At 65.3% G+C, this 12,546-nt stretch carries 7 protein-coding genes and 1 pseudogene; 4 read left to right on the top strand and 4 right to left on the bottom strand.

The features are described from left to right. Positions 1-24: 24 nt before the first annotated feature. Positions 25-3,129 (bottom strand): efflux RND transporter permease subunit, encoded by a 3,105-nt coding sequence (locus B5V46_RS11060; RefSeq protein ID WP_080616652.1) that lies wholly within the window; start codon positions 3,127-3,129, stop codon positions 25-27. Between the two features lie 20 nt (positions 3,130-3,149). Further along, entirely contained in the window at positions 3,150-4,343 is a 1,194-nt protein-coding gene (locus tag B5V46_RS11055; RefSeq protein ID WP_080616651.1) for an efflux RND transporter periplasmic adaptor subunit, read from the bottom strand. A 184-nt stretch (positions 4,344-4,527) separates the two neighbouring features. Between B5V46_RS11055 and B5V46_RS11050 the strand changes: the two genes are divergently transcribed. From B5V46_RS11050 to B5V46_RS11040, 3 genes are all read left to right on the top strand, one after another. Continuing rightward, positions 4,528-5,121, top strand: coding sequence for a TetR/AcrR family transcriptional regulator (locus B5V46_RS11050; RefSeq protein WP_080616650.1), 594 nt, complete (start codon positions 4,528-4,530; stop codon positions 5,119-5,121). Positions 5,122-5,209: 88 nt separating this feature from the next. Then, a complete protein-coding gene (glpK, locus tag B5V46_RS11045) occupies positions 5,210-6,694 on the top strand; it encodes a glycerol kinase GlpK (protein ID WP_080616649.1) in 1,485 nt (494 codons plus the stop codon). A 2-nt stretch (positions 6,695-6,696) separates the two neighbouring features. Next, positions 6,697-7,824 (top strand): iron-containing alcohol dehydrogenase, encoded by a 1,128-nt coding sequence (locus B5V46_RS11040; protein ID WP_080616648.1) that lies wholly within the window; start codon positions 6,697-6,699, stop codon positions 7,822-7,824. A 471-nt stretch (positions 7,825-8,295) separates the two neighbouring features. Here the strand turns inward: B5V46_RS11040 and B5V46_RS19805 are convergent. Together B5V46_RS19805 and cynS are read right to left on the bottom strand one after the other, a co-directional pair. Next, a pseudogene (locus B5V46_RS19805) lies at positions 8,296-9,448 on the bottom strand (IS3 family transposase). A gap of 131 nt (positions 9,449-9,579) precedes the next feature. After that, entirely contained in the window at positions 9,580-10,047 is a 468-nt protein-coding gene (cynS, locus tag B5V46_RS11025) for a cyanase (RefSeq protein WP_196774235.1), read from the bottom strand. Between the two features lie 871 nt (positions 10,048-10,918). Here cynS and B5V46_RS11020 point away from each other — a divergent pair. Next, complete coding sequence (locus B5V46_RS11020; protein ID WP_080616645.1) at positions 10,919-12,517, top strand: tyrosinase family protein; 1,599 nt, start codon at positions 10,919-10,921, stop codon at positions 12,515-12,517. Positions 12,518-12,546 lie beyond the last annotated feature (29 nt).

The raw sequence follows: 12,546 nt of genomic DNA, 5'->3' as shown, positions 1-12,546 counted from the left end.
GATGCGCAGCTTTCCGGCGCCGTGTCACTTGGCCATGCGGCCGCCCGCGACCTTGCGGATCGTGGTATAGAACAGCGGCACGAACAGCACGCCGAGGATGGTGGCGCTGAGCGTGCCGCCCAGAACGCCAGAGCCGATGGCGTTGCGCCCGCCCGAGCCCGCGCCCGAGCTCAGCACCAGCGGCAGCACGCCGAGGCTGAAGGCCATCGAGGTCATGATGATCGGCCGGAACCGCTGCTGGGCAGCATGGATGACGGCCTCGAACAGGCCCTCGCCCGCCTCTTGCCGGTCGCGGGCGAACTCGACGATCAGGATCGCGTTCTTGCCGGTCAGGCCGATCACCGTCAGCAGCGCCACCTGGAAGAACACGCCGTTCTCGAAATTGCCGAGCCAGGCCGCCAGAAGCGCGCCAAGAACCCCGATCGGCATGGCCAGCATCACCGCGAAGGGGATCGCCCAGCTTTCGTAAAGCGCGGCGAGGCAGAGGAACACCGCCGCCAGCGACAACGCATACAGAAGCGGCGCCTGGCTGCCGGATTCGCGCTCTTCCAGCGACAGGCCGGTCCAGGCGATGGCAAAGCCGGGCGGCAGCTGGCCGGCCAGCCGCTCCATCTCGGCCATGGCCTCGCCGGTGGTCACGCCATCGGCCGGCGAACCCTGAAGCTGCATCGAGGGCATGCCGTTATAGCGGGTCAGGCCCTGGGCGCCGAATTCCCAGCTTGCGGTCGAGATGTTCGAGAAGGGCACGAGCCCGCCCGAGTCGTTCCGGATCCGCCACAGCTCGATATCCTGGGGGGTCGCCCGTGCCTCGGCATCGCCCTGGACATAGACCCGCTTGATCCGTCCGCGATCGACGAAGTCGTTCACGTATTTGCCCGCCCAGGCAACCGAGAGCAGATTGCCCACATCGGTCGCCGACAGCCCCATCGCACCGGCTGCGCGCCAATCTATGTCCAGATTGAACTGGGCCGCATCCTCCAGCCCGTTGGGCCGGATCGATCCGATCTTCGGGCTTTGCGCGGCCATTCCCAGAAGCTGGTTGCGCGCGGCCAGAAGTTCCTGGTGGCTCTGGCCGCCGCGGGCCTGCAGGTAGAAGTCGAAGCCCGAGACGTTGCCAAGCTCGATGACCGAAGGCGGCACGATCGGGAACACCAGCGCGTCCTGGATCTGGCTGAACGAGCCGAAGGCGCGTCCGGCGATGGCCTGCACGCTTTGCGACGGGTCCTCGCGCTCGTCCCAGTCCTTCAGCTGGACGAAGCCGATCCCCATGTTTTGCCCCTGTCCGGCGAAGGAGAAGCCGGTGACGGTGAAGACAGAATTGACGTTCTCGGCCTCGTTGGCCAGGTAGTAGTTCTGGATCTCGTCGGCCACCGCCTGGGTGCGTTCTGCGGTCGCGCCGGTCGGGCCCTGGATCAGCGTGAACAGGATGCCCTGATCCTCCTCGGGCAGGAAGCCCGTGGGGGTCCGGATGAAGAGCAGCGCCATCACCCCGGCCAGCGCGATATAGATCACGCCGACCCGAAGCGGCCGCCGCACGATCCAGCCCACGGTCGAACCGTAGCCTCCGGCGATCTTCTCGAACAGGATGTTGAACCAGCCGAACGGGCCGCGATGGGTATGGACCGCATCCTTCGAGCGCAGGAGCGAGGCGCAGAGCGCGGGCGTCAGGGTCAGCGCGACCAGCACCGACAGCGCCATCGCCGAGACGATGGTGACCGAGAACTGCTGGTAGATGACGCCGGTCGAGCCGCCGAAGAAGGCCATCGGGATGAACACCGCCGACAGCACCAGCGCGATGCCGATCAGTGCGCCCGTGATCTGGCCCATCGACTTGCGCGTGGCCTCGCGCGGCGACAGACCCTCTTCCTCGATGATCCGCTCGACATTCTCGACGACGACGATGGCGTCGTCGACCAGAAGGCCGATCGCCAGCACCATGGCCAGCATGGTCAGCGTGTTGATCGAATAGCCGAAGATCGCGAGCACCCCGAAGGTGCCCAGCAGCACCACGGGCACTGCCAGCGTCGGGATCAGCGTGGCGCGGATGTTCTGCAGGAACAGCAACATCACCAGGAAGACCAGGATGATCGCCTCGAACAGGGTCTTGACCACCTCCTCGATCGAGATCTTGACGAAGGGGGTGGTGTCGTAGGGGATCACGTAGTCGACGTTATCGGGAAAGAACTCGGAGAATTCGTCAATCTTCGCCTTGACCCGGTTTGCGGTTTCGAGCGCGTTGGCGCCGGGCGCGAGCCGGAGTGCCATGCCGGCGGCGGGCTGGCCGTTCCGGCGGGCGATGGTGGAGTAGCTCTCGGCACCGATCTCGACCCTGGCGACATCCTTCAGTAAAACAAGTCCCCCGTCGGTTTCGGCGCGCAGCACGATCTGCTCGAAATCCTCGGGCGTCGACAAGAGCGATTGCGCGGTGATCGTCGCGTTCAGCTGCTGACCGTCCGGGGCGGGCAGGGAGCCGAAGGAACCGGCCGAAATCTGTGCGTTCTCGGCCGAGACCGCCGCGACCACGTCCGAGGGGGTCATCTCATAGGCGGCAAGCTTGGAGGGATCGAGCCAGATCCGCATCGCATATTGCGAGCCGAAGACCTGCACCTCGCCGATGCCCTCGATCCGGGCGAATTCGTCAACGAGGTTCGCTTCCAGATAGTCCGACAGGTCGACCTGATCGAGTGTACCGTCCTTCGAGATCAGCGCGATCACCATCAGGAAGCTGGCCGAGGACTTGCGCACGGTCACGCCCTGGCGCTGCACCGTCTCGGGCAACAGCGCGGTCGCCTGTGCCAGCTTGTTCTGCACCTGCACCTGGGCAATGTCGGGATTGGTGCCGGTCTCGAAGGTCAGCTCGATCGAGGCGCCGCCTTCCGAGGTCGAGGAGGACGAGATGTAGCGCAGCCCGTCGAGGCCGGTCATCTGCTGTTCGATGACCTGGGTCACGGTATTGGCGACCGTGTCGGCCGATGCGCCGGGATAGGTTGCACTCACCGTCACGTTGGGCGGGGCGATCTGCGGGTATTGCGCGACCGGCAGCGACGAGATCGACAGCAGCCCGATCCCCATGATGAGGATCGAGATGACCCAGGCGAAGACCGGGCGGTCGATGAAGAAACGGGCCATTTACAGGGGCTCCTTGCCGTTCAGTTGCCTTGGGCAGGCTGGCCTTCGCCGCCGCCGTCCGAACCGTCTGCCGCCGCGGCGCCGCGTTCCTGCGGAGCGACCTTGGCGCCGGGCTGGACCTTCTGCAGACCGGCCACGATCACGCGGTCGCCGTCGCTGACGCCGTCCGTCACGATCCACTCGTTGCCGCTGTCGCGCAGCACCGTCAGCACGCGGGACTCGACCACGTCCTCGGCATTGACGACCAACGCCGTCGGTCGGCCGCGGCTGTCGCGGCCCACCGCTTCCTGCGGCACGAGGATCGCGCCCTCGATCACGCCCTGGGGCATGTCGGCCTGCACATACATGCCCGGCAGAAGCAGTCGTTCGGTGTTGGGGAAGTTCATCCGCAGAACGATCACGCCGGTCTGCTCGTCGACATGGGGCTCGGCCGCCGTCAGAGTGCCCTTGTGTTCGTAGCCGCTGCCGTCGGGCAGGTTCAGCTCGACCGAGACATCGGCATTGGCCAGCCTGCGCTCGGTATGGCCGCGGCGCCAGTGCACCAGCTCGGCCGCCGACATGGTGACGTCGACATAGACCGGATCGAGCGTCCGGATCGTTGCCAGCGGCTCGGCCTGTCCGGCCGTCACCAGCGCGCCGCGCGTGGTCAGCGAACGCCCGACCGTGCCCGAAAGCTGCGCCTTTATCGTGGTCCTCTCGAGGTCGATCTCGGCGCTCAGAAGCTGTGCCTCGGCAACCTGCAGCGCGGCGCTCGCGGCATCGCGCGCGGCAATGGCGTCATCGACCTTCTGCTCGCTCGCCACATTGCGGTCAAGCAGCGTCTGCACCCGGGTTGCCTCTTTCTCGGCGGCTTTCAGGTTGGCCTCTGCCTGCGCGACCGAGGCCCTGGCCGCAGCCACCTGGGCCTCGTAGCTGGCCGGGTCGATCTTGTAGAGCGCGTCGCCGATCTCGACATCGGCGCCTTCCTCGAACAGACGGTCGGTGATGATGCCCGCCACCTGCGGCCGCACCTCGGCCATGCCCGAGGCGATCACGCGCCCGGGCAGTCTGGTCTTCAGCGTCACATCCTCGGCCTTGAGGGTGACGACGGTCACTGCCGTCGGCGGTTGTCCGCCGCCCTGGGCCTGCGCGAAGGCGGCGGCCGCGGTCAGCGTAAGTGCCGCAACTAGAACAGGAAGAACGGCCCGGGAAGGGCGCGGACGGGATCGCGTCATGTAAAAGCTCCTCTCGGGGCGGTCATTCGGTCGCACGGATTTACAAAACCTTCGGGTTTCGGTATTTGCTTCCGCGCCTCTGTGCAACATCAAACTGCACGGCGGATATGACAGTCACCTTAACTGCGGAAGAGTTGCCTTGAACCGATGCGCAACCGCACCAAGGCGCGGCAGGCCGCTGCAGATGACGGCTTCCGAGCGCGAGGCTGTGATTCTGGACGCGACCGAGAAGGTGCTGCTGGCAAGCGGCCTTTCGGGCACCACCATGGCAGCGGTCGCCTGCGAGGCGGGCATGTCCAAGCGCACCCTCTATGCCGTCTTCGACGGGCGCACGGAGCTGTTCGCCGGCGTGCTGAGGCGGCTCGGGGCACGGGTGGTGCGGCCGCTGACACCGGCCGAGCGCGACCTGCCGTTGCCGGCCCGGCTGAAGCGGCTGCTGGGGCCCGATCTCGCCCCCGGCATCTGTGCCGCGCCGCTCGAGCTGTTGCGTGCGGTCATGGCCGAGGCCCCGCGCTATCCCAACCTGGTCGAATTGCTGATCGAGGAGGGGCCGCGCAGCTTCAGCCGGGCGATCCGCGACGAGCTCGACCGCGCCGTCGCCCGCCGCGAGATCCGGCTGTCCGATACGGCGCGTGCCGCCGATCTTCTGCTCGACATGGCCTTGCCCTGCACGATCGAGGACCTGCTGCGCGGCGTCGAGGACGATGTCGCGCGCATCCGCGAGCGGATCGAGCTGGCGGTCGATGTCTTCCTGTCGGGGGCCGACGGCCGGGTCTGAACCCGCCGCCCGCGCCGTCTCTTCCGGCCCCGGTCATTTCCCTGTAGAAAATTGTCAACGAAACCGGGGAAAACGGGAGGCACTTGCCATGCAGCATATTCTCGCCATCGACCAGGGGACCACGTCGAGCCGGGCGATCCTGTTCGACAAGGACCTTGGCGTGGCTGCGACCGCGCAGGAGGAATTCGAACAGCACTACCCGGCCAGCGGCTGGGTCGAGCATGATGCCGACGATCTCTGGACCTCGACCGCCGGGACCAGCCGCGAGGTGATCGAGCGCGCCGGACTGGCCTCGGAGGATATCGCCGCCATCGGCATCACCAATCAGCGCGAGACGACGCTGGTCTGGGATCGTGCCACCGGCCGTCCGCTGCATAATGCCATCGTCTGGCAGGATCGCCGCACCGCCGATCTGTGCCGGGACCTGCGCGAGCAGGGCTGCGAAGCGCAGGTGACCGAGATCACCGGGCTGCTGCTCGACCCTTACTTTTCGGCCACCAAGCTCAAGTGGATCCTCGACAATGTCGACGGCGCGCGGGCGCGGGCCGAGGCGGGCGAACTGGCCTTCGGCACCGTCGACAGCTGGCTGGTCTGGCGGCTGACCGGGGGCAAGGTGCATGTCACCGACGCCACCAATGCCGCGCGGACGATGCTGTTCGACATCCGCAAGGGCGTCTGGTCCGAGGACATGTGCCGGATGCTCGACATCCCGATGTCGATGCTGCCCGAGGTGCGCGACTGCGCCAGCGATTTCGGCATGACCCGGCCCGACCTCTTCGGCCGCGAGATCCCGATCATGGGCATCGCGGGCGACCAGCAGGCGGCGACCATCGGTCAGGCCTGCTTCCGGCCCGGCATGCTGAAATCGACCTATGGCACGGGCTGTTTCGCGCTCCTGAACACGGGCGACGCCCCGGTCGCCTCGAAGAACCGGCTGCTGACCACGATCGCCTATCAGATGGACGGCAAGCGGACCTATGCACTGGAAGGCTCGATCTTCATCGCGGGCGCGGTGGTGCAATGGCTGCGCGACGGGCTCGAGATCATCCGCTCGGCGGCCGAGACCCAGGGACTCGCGGAACGCGCCGATCCCGGTCAGGATCTGGTGCTGGTGCCGGCCTTCACGGGGCTTGGCGCACCCTACTGGAACGCCGACTGCCGGGGCGGGGTCTTCGGGCTGACCCGCAATTCTGGGCCTGCCGAATTCGCCCGTGCCGCGCTGGAATCGGTGGGCTATCAGACCCGCGATCTGCTCGAGGCGATGCGGGCCGACTGGTCGGCCGAGGGCGATACCGCGCTGCGCGTCGATGGCGGCATGAGCGCGTCGGACTGGGCGATGCAGTTCCTGGCCGACATCCTGGGGGCCCAGGTCGACCGGCCGAAGGTGCTGGAGACGACGGCGATGGGTGCGGCCTGGCTCGCGGGCCAGCGCGCGGGGCTTTACCCGGCGATGGCGGAATTCGGCGAGACCTGGGCGCTGGAACGGAGTTTCACCCCCGCGATGGAAGCCGACGAGCGCGAGGCGCGCTATGGGCGCTGGAAACGCGCGGTCGCGGCGGTTCAGGCAGTCTGAGCGTGACAGCCTTCGACTTTGCCGGGCCGGGTCGCATCGTCTTCGGCCGGGGCCGGGCGGCCGAGGCGGTGCCCGCGCTTCTGGGCTGGGGCCGGCGCATCCTTCTGGTGCGGGGCGGGTCGGTGGCCTTTGCCGACCGGCTCGCGGCCGATCTTGCCGGGGCGGGTGCCGAGGTCTGCCAGATCCGCGGCCGGGGCGAGCCCGATCTGCCGGGGCTCGAGGCGGCGCTTGCCGAGGCGCGGGCCTTCGCGCCCGAGGCGGTTGTGGCCGTTGGGGGCGGCGCGGTGATCGATCTGGGCAAGGCGCTGGCCGCGCTTGTGCCTTCGAACCGGCCGGTGATCGATCATCTCGAGGTGGTGGGCGCGGGTCTGCCGCTGCCGCGCGCGCCCTTGCCCTTTGCCGCCCTGTCCAGCACGGCGGGAACCGGGTCCGAGGCCACGCGCAATGCCGTGATCGGCGTGCCCGCGGCGGGGCGCAAGGTCAGCCTGCGCGATATCCGCATGCTTCCCCGTCTGGCGCTGGTCGATCCGGCCCTCACAGACGGCTGTCCGCGCGCAGTGACGCTGGCCTCGGGGCTCGATGCCATCGTGCAGGTGATCGAGCCCTATCTGTCCTGCCGCGCGACGCCCCTGACCGATGCGCTGTGCGCCGCGGCGATCCCCGAGGGGCTGGCGGCGCTGCCGCGCCTGATGGCGGCCGAGGACCCGGCGGCGCGGGACGCGATGGCGCGGGTCAGCCTCACCGGCGGGCTCGCCCTGGCCAATGCCGGGCTCGGCGCGGTGCATGGGCTCGCTGGCGTGATCGGCGGCCGGATCGGGGCGGCCCATGGCGCGATCTGCGGCCGCTTGCTGGTGCCGGTCCTGCGGGCCAATCGCGCGGCGCTGGCCGGGGCAGGGAAGGACCTGGCCCGGATCGAACGGGTTCTGGACTGGATCGGCGCGGCTTTCGGCGGACAGGGCGTGGAGGCTCTGGACCGGTTCGGAGACTGGATCGCGGCGGCGGGCCTGCCGCCGCTGCCCGCTATGGACCGCGCTGAGGTCGCGTCCGAGGCGATGGGCTCGTCCTCGATAAAGGGCAATCCGGTGCCGCTGTCGGCCGCGACGCTGACCGAGGTGCTGGCCGAGGCCTGAGCCCGCCTGCAGGTCAGCCCGTCAGGCGGTCTGCCCGGGCCGGTCGGGCGGTGTCGGCCTCGCGCAGCGGGCGGGCGGACAGATTGTCCTGCCTCAGGTCGGGCCGATGCCGCGTTTGGGAGCGTCGCGATGGATGCGGGGGGCGTATCCGGGCGGACCCGAAGTCGAAAGCGCCGGGCTCGAAGCCCTGCCTCCGCTCATGAGGATCCGCGGCCCAAATCCCCTGTCGAATGTCACGCAAATCTGACTCACTGGCGCCATTTTTCTGAATCAAATAGGCATGCAGCGCTAGGCAAAAGCAACCCAAACGTCAGGCATTTCCGACCCAAGTCAGCCCCTCGCAACGCCTTCACAAAGGGCGGGAAGCCGACTGTGTCTGCATCCGCAAAATTGGCAAGTTCTCTGGAAGCCGACTCCAAAAGTTCGGTTGATTGAGCTACTCCCCATCGGTTGGACAGTATCTGGCGTAATTTAAGCTACTCTTTGCACCTGCTGATCGGGTTTGTTGATATCATTTCTCTGCCAATAAACCAGCGCCGGTGGCTTGCCGCCGAGGGCTGAGTGAGGACGCTGGTGGTTGTAGAAGGTCATCCATTTCCGGATAGCCCCTTTCGTCTCTGATCCGGTCTCCCAGGCATGCAGGTAGACGCATTCGTATTTCAGGGTTCGCCACAGCCGCTCGATGAAGATGTTGTCGAGGAATCGGCCTTTCCCATCCATCGAGATGCGCACACCGGATCGGCGGAGCCGGTCGGTCCAGGCGCAGGACGTGAACTGGCTGCCCTGATCCGTGTTCATGATCTCGGGCGGGCCGAACTTGTGGATGGCCTCGCTCAGTGCTTCGACGCAGAAGTCGGCCTCCAGGGTGTTCGAGATCCGCCAGGATAGAACCTTGCGCGTGTGCCAGTCCATGATCGCTATGAGGTATAGGAACCCGCGGCGCATGGGCAGGTAGGTGATGTCCGAGCACCAGACCTGGTTCGGACGATCCACGTGCAGCCCTTTCAGAAGGTAAGGATAGGTCTTGTGTCCTTTCGCCGGCCTGCTCGTGTTGGGCTTCTGGTAAATCGGCATCAGCCCCATGAGGCGCATTAGCCGGCGTATTCGCTTCTCGTTCACGAGATGCCCGTCATTGCGCAGGTGCCAGGTCATCTGGCGGACACCGAAGAACGGCGTCTACAGGAACTGCTCGTCGATCTGCCGCATCAGGCCGAGGTTCTGTGCGGTCTCTCCCTTCGGCTCGTAGTAATAGGACGAGCGCGCAATCGACAGCAGCCTGCACTGCTGACCGATGGACAGCTGAGGATGGTCAGGCTCGATCATACCGCGCCTCACTTCCCGCCCCAGGGCTTCAGCTTTCGTTCCAAAAAGAGTTGGCCACCGCCAGCTCCCCGATCTTGGCGTGGAGCTCCTTCACCTGCTCCTCGTCGATCTCGGGTCTCTTGCGGCCACCGCGCTCGAACACGCCGGACGCGCCTTCGAGCAGGGCGCGCTTCCATTGATGGATCATCGTCGGATGCACTCCGAACCGGCTCGCCAGCTCGGCCGCCGTCTCTTCACCCTTCAGGGCTTCCAGCGCGACCTTCGCCTTGAACTCAGGCGCGTGCTGCTTGCGTTTCGACATCTCTGATCTCCTTCTCGTCGAAGATCAGCAGACTGCAAATCGTAGCTTACGTCACTGTCCGAATTTCGGGGGGTAGCTCAGATACACCGCGTGAATGTTCAGCAGGCCGCCTTCGCGGCCCGCCGTCAATCTTACCAGGCGTTGTAGCCGAGGTACTTCCCGGACATCTCGATCTTCACACGATCGCCTTTCGGATTAGCGACACGCTCTACCGTCATGTCGAAGTCGATCGCGGACATGATGCCGTCTCCGAACTTCTCATGGATCAGCGCCTTGATGGTGGGGCCGTAGACGCCGACGATCTCGTAGAGGCGGTAGATGCAGGGATCAGTCGGAACGGTTTGTTGCCAAACCTTTGTCGGGCTCTCGACCATGGCGTCGGTGGCCTCTTCGGGGAGGTCAAGCAGGGCGACGAGGGCCTTGGCCTTCTCCTCGGTAAAGGCGTTCGTGCCCATGGCGGCGGAATGCGTCCAAACGGCCGACATGCCGATCTTTTCCGCGATGGCTTCCCAGGTCAGGCCGGCCTTCTTCTTGGCGCGGATGATCAGGACGGTGACGTCTTCCTTGGTAATGTCTTCGCTCATTGTCAGATCTTTCATCGTGGTCCTCCGGGTTGGGTCAGGGTGTGGAACCCTACGCTAAGCCGACAGTGGTCGTCCGAACAGCATGCGGCGAACGGCTGGAAGGAGCCCATACTTCGTGCTGCTGCGGGATGAGCTAATGTCTGACAACTCACCACGATAGGTAAAAACTTAGCTACGTAATCTTTGGTGACGCGCGATGAACACAAGAGCCATAGGAGCGCTCGCACACAGCCAAACTAAAAATATCGCGAAATCAGACTCCATGAAGCTGCCAGCACCTATGCCAACAAAAAACGCAATCGACGAAACAACGAAACAAGCAAGCGTTCGCACGTCTATATGCGACTTGCTGAGATGTTTCTCACCGAAGACGAGCCGGTCAGTTGCACACACACACCAACTTAACGCGTTCCATATAGTGTACATCGTTCATTGCTCACGCAAACTGTTTCATGCCGTCGAAAATGGCACGAGTGTTTGCTTGAGCGCAACCGAGGCAAGCAAGGCCAAGATCTCAAAGCAGTCACTGGCGCAGCTACGGCGAAAACTCACTAAGTCGCTCTCTGGACGTTGGCGGCTACAGGGCGTGCTGCAACCGCGATGAACGGCCGCTTCCGCGATCCGCGGGCGGCGCAGGCTTGAGTTGTCGAACGGCGGCTATCGGCAGGTTCCTGTCATTTGCGCAGGCGCGAGGGAAGCCTGGAAATTCATTCAACACAGCGCGCCGACTGTGGTATTAATGCGGACGCATTTCAAGACCTGCCGTGTCAGACGGCAGGATGCCCCGGAGCGTGACGGTTTTCGGCCAATCTTGACAAGTTTTTCCGGAGACATCCCGCAGGCGCGGCCGGACAGCGACCATTGATATCCATCGGGAGCATGTCAGATGACCGGAACGATTTCCACGAACCGTCGCACCGTCCTGAAAGGCGGAGCAGCTCTTCTTGCCGTGCCATTCCTTGCCCGAAGCGCCGCCGGACAGGCCAGCCACCTGCGCGTCAGCATGACCAGCGAAGAGGGCATCGCCCACCTCCGGACCTACCGCAAGGCCGTTGCCGCGATGTGGGCGCTGGAGCCCTCGGATCCGCATAATTGGTTCCGCTATGCGATGATCCACCTGATGGACTGCCCGCATGGCAACTGGTGGTTCTTCGTCTGGCACCGCCCCTATGTCGCCCACCTGGAACGGATCGTCCGGATCTACGGCGAGGACGAGAACTTTGCCATGCCCTACTGGGACTGGACCGCCGATCCCTTCGTCGCCGACACTTTCTTTGCCAGCGGCACCTATCCCGACAACGCCCTCGATCCCACCAGCAGCCATTACCCCGACTGGGACAGCTTCGAGAGCGCCTATCACGACCCGATCGAGGCTTTCTGGAGCGGCCTCAGCGACGCCCAGAAGCAACAGGAGACCCTGCGGGACTTCCCCGATTTCGATAGCTTCTGGACCACGGGCGTGCAGCCCAATTTCACCGCCGACCGCGCCAACGGGCGCTCGAAGACGCTCGCCGCCCCGGATCTGACTCCGCCCGCCTCGGATGCGGTCACGCTGCCGATCATCGAGGCCGGGCTCGCGCCAGAGATCTTCACCACCGTCGTCGCCACAAGCGACGCCCGCACCGGTTTCAACAGTCCCGAAAGCCAGAACCACAACCAGGGTGTGGGGGCCGCCATCATCGAGGGTCAGCCGCATAACAAGGTGCATAACGACCTGGGAAGCGTCGCGGGCGGCTGGATGCCCTCGCTTCTGTCCTCGGTCGATCCGATCTTCTTCATGCATCACTGCAATGTCGACCGGCTCTGGGACGTCTGGACCACGAAGGAACGGAATGCGGGCCGGACCGCACTGCCCACAGCAGAGGAGGCGCCGCGCTTCGATCCCGAGGCCTTCCTCTTCTATATCGACGATGCCGGGCAGCCCGCCCCCAGCACCGCCGGCGCCTCCATGGCTATCGAGCCCTGGGGCTATGCCTATACGCCGGGGTCGGGGTCCGCTTCCGCCGCTGGACTGCAGTCCAGGCGCGGCATCGCTCCCAATGCAATCGCCCTGGCAAACAAGGATTTCGGTCTGAACGAGGGGGCCACGGCCAGTCTCTCCCTGCCCGAGGGCTTTGCGGCCGCCGGGAAGGAAGAGACAAGGCAGTTTGCCCAGGTCACCTTCAAACCCCCGAGGGAGCTTAAGGGGCTGAGCTTCGATGTCTTCGTGTCTCCCGGCGGCGAGATGCCAGAGCTGTCAGAGGACAGCCCCGGTTTTGCCGGCTCGTTCGAGTTCTTCGGCATGTTGCAAGGCCATGACCACGACTTCACCGCGGTCATCGACGTGACCGATGCCATGACGCGCCTGCGTGAGGCTGGAACGCTGCGTGAAAGTGGCGCGATCGACGTGACGCTGGCGGCTTCGGGAACGGCGATCAAAGGTCAGATGCTCGAATCCGCGCCATTGGAGGGGGTTCTCAAATCGGTCGTCTTCGAAAGCTTCTGACCCGAAACCTCCGCATCCCGGCCGGACCG

It is taken from the genome of Rhodovulum sp. MB263, assembly GCF_002073975.1.
In the GTDB taxonomy this organism is placed as follows: domain Bacteria; phylum Pseudomonadota; class Alphaproteobacteria; order Rhodobacterales; family Rhodobacteraceae; genus Rhodovulum.
The sequence above is the reverse complement of the archived record's forward strand: the minus strand, read 5'-3'. Positions and strand labels throughout refer to the sequence as shown.